This window comes from Methylobacterium oryzihabitans (genome assembly GCF_004004555.2).
GTDB lineage: Bacteria > Pseudomonadota > Alphaproteobacteria > Rhizobiales > Beijerinckiaceae > Methylobacterium > Methylobacterium oryzihabitans.
This window is the reverse complement of record NZ_SACP01000032.1, coordinates 18,956-34,533: the sequence shown is the minus strand read 5'-3', so window position 1 is coordinate 34,533 and position 15,578 is coordinate 18,956. Positions and strand designations below refer to the sequence as shown.

At 72.6% G+C, this 15,578-nt stretch carries 13 protein-coding genes; 9 read left to right on the top strand and 4 right to left on the bottom strand.

The features are described from left to right. The first annotated feature begins 37 nt into the window (after window positions 1–37). Window positions 38–748 carry an alpha/beta fold hydrolase gene (locus EOE48_RS23705; RefSeq protein ID WP_127733359.1) on the top strand — a complete coding sequence of 237 codons (711 nt, stop codon included), beginning with the start codon at window positions 38–40 and terminating at the stop codon, window positions 746–748. Between the two features lie 139 nt (window positions 749–887). On the opposite strand, the gene EOE48_RS23700 is transcribed toward EOE48_RS23705, so the two are convergent. Together EOE48_RS23700 and EOE48_RS23695 are read right to left on the bottom strand one after the other, a co-directional pair. After that, entirely contained in the window at window positions 888–2,768 is a 1,881-nt protein-coding gene (locus EOE48_RS23700) for a TRAP transporter large permease (protein ID WP_127733358.1), read from the bottom strand. Beyond that, window positions 2,765–3,811 (bottom strand): TRAP transporter substrate-binding protein, encoded by a 1,047-nt coding sequence (locus tag EOE48_RS23695; protein ID WP_127733357.1) that lies wholly within the window; start codon window positions 3,809–3,811, stop codon window positions 2,765–2,767. The genes EOE48_RS23700 and EOE48_RS23695 overlap by 4 nt, the downstream gene beginning before the upstream one ends. Window positions 3,812–4,037: 226 nt before the next feature. Here EOE48_RS23695 and EOE48_RS23690 point away from each other — a divergent pair, with 226 nt between their 5' ends. The 4 genes from EOE48_RS23690 to EOE48_RS23675 all read left to right on the top strand — a co-directional run bounded on the left by EOE48_RS23690 (window position 4,038) and on the right by EOE48_RS23675 (window position 7,897). Continuing rightward, complete coding sequence (locus EOE48_RS23690; RefSeq protein WP_127733356.1) at window positions 4,038–4,943, top strand: LysR substrate-binding domain-containing protein; 906 nt, start codon at window positions 4,038–4,040, stop codon at window positions 4,941–4,943. Between the two features lie 187 nt (window positions 4,944–5,130). Continuing rightward, the gene (locus EOE48_RS23685; protein WP_127733355.1) at window positions 5,131–6,492 is read left to right on the top strand and encodes an NAD(P)H-dependent oxidoreductase; all 1,362 of its coding nucleotides are present in this window, start codon (window positions 5,131–5,133) and stop codon (window positions 6,490–6,492) included. Between the two features lie 200 nt (window positions 6,493–6,692). Continuing rightward, window positions 6,693–7,016: a putative quinol monooxygenase gene (locus EOE48_RS23680; protein ID WP_127733354.1), complete on the top strand. Its 324-nt coding sequence runs from the start codon at window positions 6,693–6,695 to the stop codon at window positions 7,014–7,016. After that, entirely contained in the window at window positions 7,016–7,897 is an 882-nt protein-coding gene (locus EOE48_RS23675; protein ID WP_127733353.1) for an NAD(P)-dependent oxidoreductase, read from the top strand. The genes EOE48_RS23680 and EOE48_RS23675 overlap by 1 nt, the downstream gene beginning before the upstream one ends. A 404-nt stretch (window positions 7,898–8,301) precedes the next feature. Here EOE48_RS23675 and EOE48_RS23670 read toward each other — a convergent pair whose 3' ends face one another. Together EOE48_RS23670 and bktB are read right to left on the bottom strand one after the other, a co-directional pair. After that, window positions 8,302–9,513 (bottom strand): ABC transporter substrate-binding protein, encoded by a 1,212-nt coding sequence (locus tag EOE48_RS23670; protein WP_127733352.1) that lies wholly within the window; start codon window positions 9,511–9,513, stop codon window positions 8,302–8,304. 143 nt (window positions 9,514–9,656) lie between these two features. Then, complete coding sequence (bktB, locus tag EOE48_RS23665; RefSeq protein WP_127733351.1) at window positions 9,657–10,838, bottom strand: beta-ketothiolase BktB; 1,182 nt, start codon at window positions 10,836–10,838, stop codon at window positions 9,657–9,659. Window positions 10,839–10,972: 134 nt separating this feature from the next. Between bktB and EOE48_RS23660 the strand changes: the two genes are divergently transcribed. The 4 genes from EOE48_RS23660 (at window position 10,973) to EOE48_RS23645 (ending at window position 15,432) form a co-directional block, all read left to right on the top strand. After that, the gene (locus EOE48_RS23660) at window positions 10,973–11,605 is read left to right on the top strand and encodes a TetR/AcrR family transcriptional regulator (RefSeq protein ID WP_127733350.1); all 633 of its coding nucleotides are present in this window, start codon (window positions 10,973–10,975) and stop codon (window positions 11,603–11,605) included. A 54-nt stretch (window positions 11,606–11,659) separates the two neighbouring features. After that, a complete protein-coding gene (locus tag EOE48_RS23655; RefSeq protein WP_127733349.1) occupies window positions 11,660–12,883 on the top strand; it encodes an acyl-CoA dehydrogenase family protein in 1,224 nt (407 codons plus the stop codon). A gap of 130 nt (window positions 12,884–13,013) precedes the next feature. Then, window positions 13,014–14,651 (top strand): acyl-CoA synthetase, encoded by a 1,638-nt coding sequence (locus EOE48_RS23650; protein WP_127733348.1) that lies wholly within the window; start codon window positions 13,014–13,016, stop codon window positions 14,649–14,651. Further along, entirely contained in the window at window positions 14,641–15,432 is a 792-nt protein-coding gene (locus tag EOE48_RS23645; RefSeq protein ID WP_127733347.1) for an enoyl-CoA hydratase-related protein, read from the top strand. The genes EOE48_RS23650 and EOE48_RS23645 overlap by 11 nt, the downstream gene beginning before the upstream one ends. Window positions 15,433–15,578 lie beyond the last annotated feature (146 nt).

The following is a 15,578-nucleotide window of genomic DNA, read 5'->3' as shown; positions in this document are numbered from 1 at the left end:
CCGGTCGGCCCCGCTGTCGGGGCGCCCGGATGGACGCATGCCGTTCCCCTGCCCGCCGCTGCTGTTCCTGCCCGGCCTGCTCAACGACGCCGTGCTATGGCGCGCGCCGGTCGCCGCGCTGGCGGACCTCGCCGCGGCCGCGGTCGCCGACCTCACCCTCGACGACAGCATCGCGGCGATGGCCGAGCGGGCGCTCGCCGCAGCGCCGCCGCGCTTCTCCCTCGTCGCCCTGTCGATGGGCGGGTACGTCGCCTTCGAGATCCTGCGCCGGGCGCCCGAGCGGGTGCTGCGGCTGGCGCTCCTCGACACCAGCGCCGCCCCGGACGATCCCGCGCGGGCCGCCGAGCGGCGCCGGGGCATGGACTCGCTGTCGGTCGGCCGCTTCGCCGGGGTCACCGACCGGCTGCTGCCCCGCCTCGTCCACGCCTCCCATGTCGGCGGGCCAGTCGGGGAGGCCGTGAAGGCGATGGCCGAGCGGGTCGGCGGCGCGGCGTTCCTGCGCCAGCAGCGGGCTATCCTCGGCCGGCCCGACAGCCGCCCGACCCTGGCGGGCATCGCGGTGCCGACCCTGGTGGCGGTGGGCGCCGACGACGTGCTGACCCCGGTGGCCGAGGCCCGGGCGATCCAGGCCGGCATCCCGGGCGCCCGCCTGCACGTGTTTGCGGAATGCGGGCACCTGCCGCCGCTGGAGCGCCCCGACGCGACGAGCGCCCTGCTGCGCGCGTGGCAGCAGGGCGCCGGTCCGTGACGGCGTGGGTGTCTTATACAAACGGCCCGGGATGCTGACGCATCGGGCCGTTGATCCATCTCGAATTTCCGATATTAAGCCAGAGGCTTAGCGGAAATTCGAGAGCAGAACCAAAGGTCATTTTCAATGACCGTTGGTATTACAGGAACCCGATCGAGAACCACGGCACGAAGGTGAGCACCAGCAGGCCGAGGAACAGCGCGCCGAGATAGATCCAGATCCGGCGCATGCCGGCCTCGGGCGCCACCCCGCCGATGATGCAGGCGGCGTAGTAGCAGAGGCCGAAGGGCGGAGCGAACAGGCCCAGTCCCATCGCGAGGATCACGATCATGCTGTAATGCACCTCGTGGATCCCGAACTGGTGGGCGATCGGGAACAAGAGCGGGCCGAACAGCACGATCGCCGGGATGCCTTCGAGCAGGCTGCCGAGCACGATGAAGGCGACCACCGAGATCAGCAGGAAGCCGACCTGACCGCCGGGCACCGCCGCCATCGCCTTGGCGAGGTCGTGCGAGAAGCCGGACTGGGTCAGCGCCCAGGCCATCGCGCTCGCCGCGCCGACGATGAACAGGATCGCCCCCGACAGCGAGGCGGTCCGCGCCAGCATCGGCACCATCTCGCGCCACTTCAGCCCGCCGCGGTAGATCAGGAGGCCGAGCACCAGCGAGTAGGCGATGCCGATGGTCGAGACCTCGGTCGCGGTCGCGACGCCCTCCACCACCGCCGAGCGGATCAGGAACGGCAGCAGCAGGGCCGGCAGCGCCACGAGGAGCGTCTTGCGCACCACCGAGCCGGGAGCGCGCGCGATGACGACCGCGTCCTCCTCCTTGCCGGCCCGGTAGCGGGCGACGACCGCCAGCACCAGGGCGAGCACCAGGGCCGGCAGGATGCCGGCGGTGAACAGCGCGGCGATCGACACGCCGGTCGCCGACGCGATGGCGATCAGCACGATCGAGGGCGGGATCGTCTCGCTCATCGCCCCCGAGGCGGCGAGGATCGACAGCAGCTCGCCGTCCTTCATCCCGCGCCGGCGCATCTCCGGGAACAGCACCGGGGCGACCGCCGCCATGTCGGCGGTCTTCGAGCCGGAGATGCCCGAGACCAGCAGCATCGCGCCGAGCAGCACGTAGGACATGCCGGCCTTCACGTGGCCGAGGAGCGAGGCGAGGAACGCCACCATCACCCGCGCCATCCCGGTCGCGTCGACGAGCTGGCCGAGCAGCACGAAGAGCGGGATGGCGAGCAGGATCAGGCTGCTCATCCCCTCGTCCATCCGCCCGACCACGACGGTGAGCGGGGTCGAGGTCGTGGTCAGCAGGTAGGCCGAGGTGGCGAGCGCGAACGAGAACGCGATCGGCACGCCGGCCAGGATGCCGACCCCGAGCAGGCCGACGAAGAACACCAGCAGCGCCCAGTTGCCCATCCCGGTCAGCGCCGGCGCGGCGACCGCGAGGAGCGCCACGAGGCCGGCCAGCACCGCGGCGACGCCGAGGAGGTCGGCGACGCGGTGGCGGGCGAGGCGAAGGCCGCAGCTCACCAGCGCCAGCACGAAGCCGACCGGGACGGCGAGCGCCCGCACCGTGCCCGACCAGCCGAGCGCCGGCGTCTCCACGAAGGACTGGTCCTCGGTGTAGTCGTAGGCGGCGTGCATCAGCAGGATCAGGAACGCGAACACCGTGCCGACCGCGAGGGCCTCGCACCAGGCCCGCGCCCGCGGCGACAGCCCGCCGACCACGAAGGTCAGCCGCATGTGCTCGCCGCGCTGGATCGCCACGACCGAGCCGAGCATCGCCAGCCACAGGAACAGGATCGAGGCGAGCTCGTCGCTCCAGATGATCGAGTGCCCGATTGCCCGCGACACGATGCCGGCGAACAGGATGATCGCCTCGGCGGCGACGAGGATCGCCGCCGGGACCTCGACGGCGAGGCGCAAGCCCCGCTCGGCGGCGGCGAGCCAGCCGGAGGGCAGCGCCGGGGCGGCCGCGTGCGGCTGCCCGTGGGCGTCGGCGATGGCGCTCATGCCAGCGCTCCCGTCACGGCTTCGAGGGCCTTCCACGCCTCGGGACCGAACTTCTCCTTCCAGTCGCGGTAGAAGCCGGCCTGGGTCAAGCTCTTGCGGAACGCCTCGCGGTCGGCGGTCTCGAACACCAGCCCGCGCCCGGCGAGCTGGGTCTTGAGCGTGCCGGTGAGGCGCACGACGTCCTCGCGCTGTTCCATCGCGGCCCGGTCGAGCTCGCGCCGGACGATCTCCTGCAGCGCCTCCGGCAGCTTGCCGAGGGCGCGCCGGTTGGCGACGATCCAGAACGGGTCCCAGATGTGGTTGGTCTCGGAGACGTATTTCTGGACCTCGTAGAGCTTGCCGGACTCGATCGCCACGAGCCCGTTCTCCTGGCCGTCGACCAGCCGGGTCTGGAGCGCGGTGTAGAGCTCGTTGAAGTTGATCGAGGTCGGGCTCGCCCCGAGCGAGGAGAACAGCGAGGTGAAGATCGGCGCCACCGGCACGCGGATGCGGTAGCCCTTGAGGTCGTCGGGGGCGCGGATCGGCTTCGACCCCGAGGTGATCTGCCGGAAGCCGTTGTCGGCGGCCTTGGCGGCGACGATCAGCCCGGCCTTCTCGATCTGCGAACGGACGTACTGGCCGACCGGGCCGTCGGCGCCGCGCCAGACGTGGTCGTAATCGGCGAAGGCGAAGCCGACGTTCGTGATCGCGGCGCCGGCCGCCACCGTCGAGATCACCGACCCCGAGATGTTGAGGAACTCGATGCCGCCGGTGCGGACCTGGGTGATGAGGTCGGTGTCGGAGCCGAGCTGGCTCGCGGGGAAGAACCGCAGCTCCATCCGCCCGCCCGACGCCTCGCGGATGCGCCCGCAGGCCTGTTCGAGCCGGGCGTTGATCGGCTGGGTCAGCGACTGGCCGGTGGCGAGCTTGTAGGTGAACTCGGCGGCGAGGGCCGGCCGGGTGCGGACCGCCACCAGCGGCACGGCGGCGGCGCCGGCCAGGAAGAGGCGGCGCGACGGACCGGAGCGGGACGGACCTGTCTTGGGGTCTGGCGTGGACGTCATCGGTTTCCTCCAGCGCGCCGTCATCCGCGAGTCGCGGTGCGGCATCGTTCCTGTCGAGACGTGGGGGAGGCATGCGAGACGGCGCGCGGCTTCGGCGCTCGTCGTCCTCCCTGTCGGCGCCCCTCGCGAGGGTGCTCGTCTCGTTGCTGGCCGACACTAGGAAGCGGGTTCATGTAGCACAATGCAGATTATTTGCGCCTTCGTGTAGCCGTGCTAAATCATCGGGATGCCGGTTCCGCTGCGCGCCATCACGGTCTTCCACGCCGTCGCCCGGTCCGGCAGCATCACCCGGGCGGCGGAGGATCTCGGCGTCACGCCCTCGGCGGTGAGCCAGCAGGTCCAGTCGCTCGAGGTCAGCCTCGGCACCTCGCTCATCGGCAAGGCCGGCCGCAACGTCGTGCTGACCGAGGCCGGCGAGCGCTACTTCGAGATGATCGGTCCCGAGATCGACCGGATCATGGAGGCGACGCAGCGCATCCAGGGCTTCCGCTCGGTCACGACGCTGACCGTCCGGGCGACCCCGAGCCTGTCGACCAAGTGGCTGCTGCCGCGGCTGTCGGGCTTCGTCGACGCCCATCCCGACATCGAACTGCGCCTCGACGGCACCAACGAGCCGACGGTGTTCCAGAAGGACAGCGTCGACATCGAGATCCGGCACGGGACCGGCGGCTGGGCCGGCCTGCACGTCGAGGGCCTCGTCGAGGAGAGCTTCCGGCCGGTCTGCGCCCCCTCCCTCGCGGCGCCCGGCAGCCTCGGTCCCGAGGAGCTGGCCCGGCACCGGCTGATCCATTCGGTGAAGTCGCAGATGCAGTGGCCGCTGTGGTTCAAGCTCGCGGGCCTCGCGCCCCCGGGGCGCTGGCGCCGGCTGCTGTTCGACCGCACCCACATGGCGATCGACGCCGCCGCGGGCGGGCTCGGCATCGCGCTGGAGAGCGACCTGATGCTGTGGAACGACCTGAAGAGCGGGCGCGTCGCCTGCCCGCTGCGCGATCCGCCCCGGGTCACCCTGACGACGCAGTGGATCACCTGCCCGCACGAATCCCTGCGCCACCGCAAGGTCCGGGCCTTCCTCGACTGGATCCGGCGCGAGCGCGAGGCGTGGACGGCCGAGCGCGCGGCGGCGACGCTTTAGCGGCGCTTCACGGTGCGATCGGAAATCTGGATTGTTCTTCACGAAGCCGGCTTCTAGCGTTCCTGGCGTCACGACACGGCCGGGCCATGCAGGATGCCGCCGGGGTCGCACGAGAGACCGGCCCCGCCGCCCCTTCCCCTCCGGGACCGGGCGGCCGAAGGCCCGGTCGGCCCAGAGGAGGAAACCGATGAATCTGTCCACCCTGCTGCTCGCCCGCGCCTCGGCCGGCCGCCCCGTCCGCGTCGGCCTGATCGGCGCCGGCAAGTTCGGCTCGATGGTGCTCGCCCAGGCCCAGCGCATCGAGGGGATGCACGTCGTCGCCGTCGCCGACCTCAATGTCGGCCGCGCCCGCGACTCGCTGGCCCGCGTCGGCTGGCCCGAGGAGCGCTACTCCGCCCCGTCGATCGGCGACGCGGTGAAGACCGGCCGCACCTGCATCACCGACGATGCCGGGGCGCTCGCCGCCTGCGACGAGATCGAGTGCATCATCGAGGCGACCGGCCACCCGATCGCCGGCATCCGCCACGCCATCCAGGCGATCGACGCGCGCAAGCACGTCGTGATGGTCAACGTCGAGGCCGACGTGCTGTGCGGCCCGCTGCTGGCCGAGCGGGCGCGCCGCCAGGGCGTCGTCTACTCGATGGCCTACGGCGACCAGCCGGCGATCATCTGCGAGCTGGTCGACTGGGCCCGCTCCTGCGGCTTCGAGCTGACCTCGGCCGGCAAGGGCATGAACTTCGAGCCGCGCTACCGCTACTCCACCCCCGACACCGTGTGGGGCTTCTTCGGCTGGTCCGAGGAGGAGGTGAAGAAGGGCGACTTCAACCCGAAGATGTACAACTCGTTCACCGACGGCACCAAGGCGGCGATCGAGATGGCGGCGGTGGCCAACGGCACCGGGCTCGACTGCCCCGACGACGGGCTCGCCTTCCCGCCGACCGGCCTGCAGGACCTCGCCCGGGTGTTCCGCCCCGTGAGCGACGGCGGCCGGCTGCCGCGCTCGGGCCTCGTCGACATCGCGGCGAGCCAGGAGCCGGACGGGCGCGAGGTGTTCAACAACATCCGCTACGGCGTGTTCGTCACCTTCAAGGCGACGAGCGAGTACACGAAGGCGTGCTTCCGCCAGTACGGCCTGCTCACCGACCCGTCGGGCTGGTACGGTTCGATGTGGCGCCCGTTCCACATGATCGGCCTCGAGACCAGCGTCAGCGTGCTGTCGGCGGTGCTGCGGGGCGAGCCGACCGGCTGCTCGAAGGAGTTCCGCGGCGACGCGGTCGCCACCGCCAAGCGCGACCTCAAGCCGGGCGAGATGCTCGACGGCGAGGGCGGCTACGCGGTGTGGGCCAACGCGATTCCCGCCTCGAAGAGCCTCGCCCTCGGGGCGCTGCCGATCGGGCTCGCCCACAACGTCAAGCTCAAGCGCCCGGTCGGCAAGGACCAGATCGTCAGCGTCGACGACGTCGAGCTGACCAGCGACCTCGACGTGGTGGGGCTGCGCCGCCAGATGGAGGACGAGGCCCGCAAGACCGCGCCGCAGCAGGCGGCCTGACCCGGACCGCGGGCCGGGGTCACCGGCCCGCGATCCGCCCGGATCTTCCCCGTCCGTCCTGCCGGAACCGCGTCTCCCCGGGTTCCGGACAGCCGAACGCAGCGGAGGAAGACCCGGGACCCGCACGGCCGGCCGCTCCCCGGCGGGCCCCGTGCCGGGTCCCGGGTCGCATTCTGCCGCCAGCCCGAGAGTCCCCCCCGATGCCCGCCTCCCAGCCCTTCGTCGTCATCGCCGAGTTCCGGGTGAAGCCCGGCTCCCTCGACGCCTTCCTGGCCCTCGCCCATGACGATGCCCGCCACTCCGTCGCCGACGAGCCCGGCTGCCGCGCCTTCGACGTGGCGGTGAGCGAGTCCGACCCGCAGGCGGTGGTGTTCTACGAGGTCTACGACGACCGCGCCGCCTTCGACGCGCATCTGGAGACCCCGCACCTCGCCCGGTTCCGGGCCGGCTTCCCGGCGCTGATCGAGGCGGAGCGGCCGGTGCGCTTCCTCGCCCGCACTGTCTCGGGCGCGGAGGCCGGGTGATGGCCGTCGTCGGCTTCCTCGGCACCGGCATCATGGGGGCGCCGATGGCGCGCCACCTGTGCCGGGCCGGTCACGCCGTCCGCGCGTGGAACCGCTCGCCGGACAAGGCCGCGGCGCTGGCGTCCGACGGCGCGACGCCCGCCGCCGACCCGCAGGCGGCGGTGCGCGGGGCGGATGCCGTCCTCTGCATGCTGAGCTCCGGCCCGGTCTGCGACGAGGTGCTGCTCGGTCCCGGCGGCGTCCTCGCGGCGATGCGCCCCGGCGCCCTGCTCGTGGTGATGAGCTCGATCCCGGTCGACACGGCGCAGCGTCAGGCGCAGGCCGCCGCGGCCGCCGGGATCCTCTGGATCGACGCCCCGGTCTCGGGCGGCGAGAAGGGCGCGGTCGCCGGCACCCTGGCGATCATGGCCGGCGGCAGCCCGGAGGCGTTCGCCCGCGCCGAGCCGCTGCTGTCCGCGATGGGCCGCCCGACCCATGTCGGCCCGGCCGGCTGCGGCCAGCTCGCCAAGCTCGCCAACCAGGCGATCGTCGCCTCGACGATCGTCACGGTGGCCGAGGCGATGACCTTCGTCGCGCGCGGCGGCGCCGACCCGGCCAAGGTGCGCGAGGCGCTGCTCGGCGGCTTCGCCGATTCGACGATCCTCAAGCAGCACGCCCTGCGGATGATCGCCCGCGACTTCGCCCCCGGCGGCCCGGCGAAGTACCAGGTCAAGGACACCGGCACGGCGCTGGCGCACGCCGCGTCCCTCGGCCTGACCCTGCCGGTCCTGTCCCTCGTCGACGAGCTGTTCGGGCAACTCTGCGCCCACGGCGACGGCGACCTCGACCACAGCGCGGTGATCCGCGAGATCGAGCGCCGGAATGGGGCGGCGGCGGGCTGACCGCCCGCTCCACGCCGAGACTCGATTCGCCCGTCGTGGCCGCGGTCGGATTGTGGAGAGGCCCGAAAGCCGGCTTGAGGAGTGGAAGGCGACTGGTGCGCGTTCTCCTCGCCCCGCTTGCGGCAGGGCTGTCCGGTGAAAAGCAGTGGCGCGTCTCCCCTCTCCCGAGTGGGAGAGGGGCCGGGGGTGAGGGTGGAGACGGCTCAGGATGAGGCACTGACGGTTGAGCTGCGCAGTTCGACGTTCAGCGTTTTCTCCTGAACCCGAGCCACCCTCACCCCTACCCCTCTCCCACTCGGGAGAGGGGATCCCGCGCTTGGTTCTACAAGGAAATTTCCCTGGACGGCCGGTCGCTCGCGGGGAGAGGAGACGATCCGCGCTCGCCGCGGGAGCCGCCGCCGCCCTCACACCAGCCGGCAGCCGCCCTTGTCGAGGGCGCGGAACGCCTCGTCGCCCGGTATCGTCGCGACGATGTCGAGCTGGTCCCAGGTGTCGCGCGAGTCGGCCGGCGCCTTCACCCGGGCGAGATACATCGGGTGGATCATCAGCCCGTCTCTGCGCACCCGGCCGCCCGACACGAAGGCGTCGTCGACCGGCAGCTCGCGCATCTTGTCCATCACCGCCTCGGGCGTCTTGGTGCCGGCGGCCTGCACCGCCTTGAGGTAGTGCGTCGCCTGGCTGTAGGCGCCGGCCTGGAGCATCGTCGGCATCCGCCCGACCATCGCGTGGAAGCGCCGCGACCACGCCCGCGTCGCCTCGGTGCGGTCCCAGTAGAACGCGGTGGCGAGCAGCGTGCCCTGGGCGGTCGGCAGGCCGATGCTGCGCACGTCGGTGTCCATCAGCACGAGGGCGGCGATCCGCTGGCCGCCCTTCTGGATGCCGAACTCGTGCGCCTGCTTGATCGCGTTGACCGCGTCCGCCCCGCCATTGGCCAGCGTGATGATCTTGGCCCCCGACGCCTGCGCCTGGAGCAGGTAGGACGAGAAGTCGGCGGTGTTGAGCGGCGCCCGCGACACGCCGAGCACCCGGCCGCCCGACGCCTGCACGAGGTCGGAGGCGTCCTTCACCAGCGCGGCCCCGAAGGCGTAGTCGGCGGCGATGAAGTACCAGGTGTCGCCGCCTTCCTTGACGATCGTCGGCCCGATCGTGCGCGCCATCGCGTGCGAATCGTAGACCCAGTGGCTGGTGTAGGGCGAGCAGTGCTTGCCGCTGATGTCCGAGCTGCCGGCGCTCGTCGCCAGCACGATCCGGCGCTTGTCGGCGGCGAGCTGCATCACCGCGAGCGTGATCGCCGTCGAGGGCATGTCGATGATCGCGTCGACGCCCTGGGTGTCGAACCAGTTGCGGGCGATGACCGACGACACGTCGGGCTTGAGTTGGCAATCGGCGGCGAGCAGCTCGGCCTTGCGGCCGAGGCAGGGCCCGAAATCGTCGATCGCCATCTGGACCGCCTTGACCAGGGCGGGGCCCGAGATGTCGGCATAGGCCGAGGACAGGTCGCTCAGCGCGCCGATCCGGACCGGCTCCTCCGCCGCCCGGGCGCGGCGGATCGCCGGCGCGGCGGCGAGGAAGGGCGCCGCCAGGGCACCGAGCACGAGGCGTCGAGTCTGTCCCATCTGTCCCTCCTGGAAGCCGCTGCGGGCCCCCGACCGGTGGCGGTTCGTCCCTTTTGCCGGGCGCTGTTCGTCGGCCGTTTCCGCGGGCCGTGCGCCTCGGGTCCCGCGGCGCGGCGGAGATCCGCCGCGCCGTCGTTCTTGCGTCAGGCGCTGCGCAGGGCGAGCGCGATGCCCTGCCCGCCGCCGATGCACATCGTCACGAGCGCCAGCCCGCCGCCGATGCGGCCGAGTTCGTGGATCGCCTTGAGCGCGAGGATCGCGCCGGTCGCCCCGACCGGATGGCCGAGGGCGACCGCGCCGCCGTTCGGGTTGACCCGCGCCGGGTCGAAGCCCAGCGCCCGCGACACCGCGCAGGCCTGGGCCGCGAACGCCTCGTTCGACTCGACGACGTCGAAATCCGCCACCGACAGGCCGGTCCGCTTCAGCAGGCCCTGCACCGCCGGGACGGGACCGATGCCCATCTCGGAGGGATCGACCCCGGCATGGGCGTAGCCGACGATCCGCGCCAGCACCGGCAGCCCGTCGCGCCTCGCCCGCTCCTCCTCGACCAGCACCAGGGCCGCCGCGCCGTCGTTGATGCCCGAGGCATTGCCGGCCGTGACGGTGCCGTCGCGCTGGAAGGTCGGCCGCAGGGCCGCGAGGCCGGCGGCGGTGGCGTCGCGCTTGGGGTGCTCGTCGGTGTCGAACAGGATCGAGTCGCGGCCCCGGCGCACCTCGACCGGCAGGATCTGCTCGCGGAAGCGCCCGGCGTCGATCGCCGCGGCGGCCCGGCGCTGGCTCTCGAGGGCGAAGGCGTCCTGCTCCTCGCGGCTCACCCCGTAGCGGGCCGCGACGTTCTCGGCGGTGATCCCCATGATGCCGTGCCCGAACGGGTCGGTGAGGATGCCGGTGAGGTGGTCGGCCACCGCCACGTCGCCCATCTTCCGGCCGAACCGCGCCGCGTGGACGAGGTGGGGCGCGCGGCTCATGCATTCCGCGCCGCCGGCCACCGCGACGTCGGCGTCGCCGAGCATGATCGACTGCGCCGCCGAGACGATCGCCTGGACGCCGCTGCCGCACAGGCGGTTCAGGGTCAGGGCCGGAACCTCCTGCGGGATGCCGCCGTCGATGGCGGCGATCCGGGCGAGGTAGGCGTCGCGCGACTCGGTCAGGATGACGTTGCCGAACACGACGTGCCCGACCTCGCCGGCCGGAACCCCGGCCCGCGCCAGCGCCTCCCGCGTCACCAGCGCGCCGAGCTGCGTCGGCGCGTGGCCCGACAGGGCGCCGCCGAAGCCACCGATGGCCGTGCGGGCGCCGCCCGCGATCACGACGGTCCGGCTCATGGGTGTCCTCCCTGCGCCGGGCGGCTGCCCTTGTGCATCCCGGGTGCGGGAGCCGGCGCGACTTGTATTTAATCGGGAGTATGCTCTATACTCGCGAGTAAGCAAGCGGGAATTCCGGTCCGGCGGAGCACGGCATGGCGGTGGAGCAGTCGCCCTGGAAGGACGCCTTCGGGCGCGAGGCCGACCGGAGCGAGAAGCGCGACGCGGTGCTGCGGGTCGCCGCGCAGTCGTTCTGCGAGCGCGGCGTGCGCGCGACCTCCCTCGACGACGTCGCCGAGCGGCTGAACATCACCAAGCCGACGATCTACCATTACTTCCGCAACAAGGACGAGATCCTGGTCGCCTGCGTGGCCCGCGGCCTCGCGATGATCGACGACGCCATCGCGGAGGCTGACCGGGAGGCGCTCAGCGCCCTCGACCGGCTGCGGGCCGCCCTGCGGCGCTACGCCGAGGTGATGACAATGGATTTCGGGATGTGCGTCACCCGCATCTCCGAGCCGGACCTGTCGGAGGAGGGCCGGACGCGGTTCCGCGACGGCAAGCGCAAGATCGACGGGCGCGTGCGCGACCTCCTGCGCGCCTGCATCCGCGAGGGCTCGATCCGGCCCTGCGACGTGGTGCTGGCGACCTTCACCATCACCGGCGCCCTGAACTGGATCGCCCGCTGGTACGACCCCGCCGGGCCGCTCACCGGCGAGGAGATCGGCGAGCGGATGGTGGCGATGCTGCTCGCCGGCTTCGCCGCGCCGGCCCCCCCGGCCGGCTGAAGCCGGCGCGGACACGCAACGACCCGACGACAAGAATCACGCCGAGGGAACGCCATGGACTTCGCCTACACGGCCCGCACGGAGCAGCTTCGCGCCGCCTTGCAGTCCTTCATGGACGAGGCGGTGCTGCCGCGCGACCGCGACTGGAACCGCATCGCCGCCGGGGGAACCTATCCCCTCGACGTGGTCGAGCCGCTGAAGGCCGAGGCCCGCCGCCGCGGCCTGTGGAACCTGTTCCTGCCCGCCCTGCGGCCCGACGAGCCGGGGACCCGGCTGTCGAACCTCGAATACGCCCCGCTCGCCGAGATCATGGGGCGGGTGCCGTGGGCCTCGGAGGTGTTCAACTGCAACGCCCCCGACACCGGCAACATGGAGATCCTCCACCTGTTCGCGACGCCGGAGCAGCGCGCGCGCTGGCTCGACCCGCTGCTCGACGGACGCATCCGCTCGGGCGTGTCGATCACCGAGCCGGAGGTCGCCTCCTCCGACCCGACCAACCTCGAGACCACGATCCGGCGCGACGGCGACGACCTCGTCATCGATGGGCGCAAGTGGTTCACCACCGGGGCGCTGCACCCGAACTTCGCCTTCACGCTGGTCTTCGGCCTGTCGGATCCGCGCCCCGACGCCGACCCGCATCGGCGCCACTCCTTCGTCATCGTGCCGGCGGGCACGCCGGGCTTCCGGGTGGTGCGCAACGTCCCGATCCTGGGCCACCACTCCCCCGAGGGCCATTGCGAGGTCGCGTTCGAGTCCGTGCGGGTGCCGGCGGCGAACCTCCTCGGCGAGGAGGGCGCCGGCTTCGCCATCGCCCAGGCCCGCCTCGGCCCCGGGCGCATCCACCACTGCATGCGCACCATCGGCCAGTGCGAGCTGGCGCTGGAGCTGATGTGCGAGCGCGCCCTGTCGCGCCGGACCTTCGGCCGGGATCTCGCGTCCTACGCCAACATCCAGGACTGGATCGCCGAGTCGCGCATCGAGATCGAGCAGGCCCGGCTCCTCAACCTCAAGGCCGCCTGGCTGATGGACACGAGCGGCAACAAGGCCGCCCGCACCGAGATCGCCGCGATCAAGGTCGCGGCGGCGCGGCTCCAGACCCGGATCGCCGACCGGGCGATCCAGGTCTTCGGCGCCCGCGGCCTCACCGACGACACCCCGCTGGCCTACCTCTACACCTGGGGCCGCGCCCTGCGCTTCGTCGACGGGCCCGACGAGGTCCACCTGCGCACCATCGCCCGCGCCGAGCTGAAGCGCCGGCGCGGCCCGGTCGCGGCCTGACCCGCCCTCCCCGGCCCGGGCCCGCAGGTCCGGCTTGGTCTTCCGGTCTTTCCTCAGTATCACCGCTGCAACGGCACGCCCGTCGACAACGGCAGGCGCAATCAAGCCGAGACCCAGGGAGGGTTCACCCATGGCATCCGACGGATCGCCCGCCGCGCACGAGGCCGACCGCGCCCGGCGCGACACGATCTCCGACGCCCTGCGCCGCACGGCGCGGCGTTACCGCGACCGCACCGCCCTGTCCTTCGCCGGCCGGAGCTGGAGCTTCTCCGCCCTCGACCGGGCGGTGGACCGGGTCGCCCGCGGCCTGCTCGATGCCGGGCTGGGACGGGGCGACCGCCTCGCCGCCCTCGGGCGCAACTCCGACGCCTACCTGATCCTCTGGCTCGCCTGCGCCCGGGCCGGGATCATCCACGTGCCGGTGAACTACGCCCTGACCGGGCGCGAGCTGCGCTACGTCGTCGAGCAGTCCGGCGCCCGGGCGCTGATCGCCGACCCGAAGCTCGAGGGCAACGCCCGCGAGGCGCTCGGCGAGCGGCCGTCGCCGTGGTTCGCGACGCTGTTCGACGGCAACGGCCTCGACGTGCTGCGGCTCGCCTCCGCCGACAACGACGTGCCGGCGGTCGAGGTCGCCCTCGACGAGGCCGACGTGGTCCAGCTCCTCTACACCTCGGGCACCACCGCCGCGCCCAAGGGCGCGATGATGACGAGCCGCGGGCTGCTGGCGGAGTACCTGAGCTGCATCCTCGCCCTCGATTTCGGCCCCGGCGACCGCGCGCTGGCGGCCCTGCCGCTCTACCACACCGCCCAGATGCACGCCTTCACGATGCCCCAGCTTCTCGCCGGGGCCGAGACGGTGCTGATCGAGGCGCCGGCGCCCGAGACCTGCCTGCGGCTGATCGAGGAGCACCGGCTGACCTCGTTCTTCGCGCCGCCGACGGTGTGGATCAGCCTGCTGCGCTGCCCCGACTTCCCCAAGCGCGACCTGACGAGCCTGCGCCACATCTATTACGGCGCCTCAATCATGCCGGTGCCGGTGCTGGAGGAGCTGCGCGCCCGCCTGCCCGGGGCGCGGCCCTACAACTGCTACGGCCAGAGCGAGATCGCCCCGCTCGCCACCGTGCTGCGCCCCGAGGAGCACGACGCCCGGCCGGCCTCCTGCGGCCGCCCGGTGTTCAACGTCGAGACCCGGATCGTCGACGAGGCGCTGCGCGACGTCGCCCCCGGCGAGCGCGGCGAGATCGTCCACCGCTCGCCCCAGCTCATGGCGGGGTACTGGGACAAGCCGGAGGAGACCGCCGAGGCGTTCCGCGGCGGCTGGTTCCATTCCGGCGACGTCGGCATCATGGACGAGGAGGGCTACATCACCGTCGTCGACCGGGTGAAGGACGTCATCAAGACCGGCGGCACCATCGTGGCGAGCCGCGAGGTCGAGGAGGTGCTGTTCACCCATCCGGGCGTGTCGGAGGTCGCGGTGATCGCCCTGCCGCACCCGAAATGGATCGAGGCGGTGACCGCGGTGGTGGTGATGCGGCCGGGCCACGAGGCCGGCGCCGACGAGCTGATCGCCCATTGCCGCACCGGGCTGGCGCCGTTCAAGGTGCCCAAGCGGGTCCTGTTCCAGGACGACCTGCCGCGCAATACCGCCGGCAAGCTGCTCAAGCGCGAGTTGCGCACCCTCTACGCCGACCTCGACTGGTCCGCCGACGAGGGCCGGGCGGCTCCCGCTCCGGAGGCCGCCCGGCCGGAGGCCGCGCGTGAGCACTGACGGATCGGGCCTGCGGGTCGAGCGCCGCGGCGCGGTCGCGGTCCTGACCTTCGAGCGGCCCGCCGTGCTCAACGCCCTCGACCTCGCCACCGCCCGGGCGCTGCTCGCGGCCAGCCGCGCGGCGATGGCGGACGAGTCCGTGCGGGCGGTGCTGCTGCGCGGCGCCGGGCGCGCCTTCATGGCCGGCGGCGACGTCGCGACCTTTCTGGCCTCCGGCCCGGAGGACAGCCCGGTCCGGGCCCTGATGGACGCGCTGCACGAGGCGCTGATGGTGCTGACCACCGGCCCCAAGCCGGTGCTCGCCGCGGTCCACGGCGCCGTCGCCGGGGCGGGGGTGAGCGTGATGCTCGCCGCCGACCTCGCCCTCGCGGCCGACGATGCCCGCTTCACCCTCGCCTATACCCGGCTCGGCACCTCGGCCGACGGCGGCGCGACGTGGTCGCTGCCGCGGGTGGTGGGCTTGCGCAAGGCGATGGAGATCGCGCTGCTCAACCCGGTGCTCGACGCCGCCGAGGCGCAGCGCCTCGGCCTCGTCAACCGGGTCGTGCCGGCCGGCGACCTCGCCGCCGAGGCCGAGGCCCTGGCCGCCCGCCTCGCCGAGGGGCCGACGACCGCCTACGGGGCGATGAAGCGGCTGCTGCGCGACGCCTCCGGCCGCGACCTCGCCGGCCAGCTCGCGGCCGAATCGGCGAGCTTCCTCGCCTGTGCCGAGACCGCCGACTTCCGCGAGGGCGTCGAGTCGTTCCTCGCCAAGCGGGCGCCGCGGTTCGGGGGGGCCTGAGGCCGGCGGCGTCATGCGGTTTCCGAATGATCGCTCGGCGATCCTGGCGGATCGCATCCGCGATGCGGAAACCGGCTTCGCTCGAGCGCCACGCGGGCTGGTGATACGGAGTCCGGAAGCGATCTTCCGGACTCCGTATCAGTTGC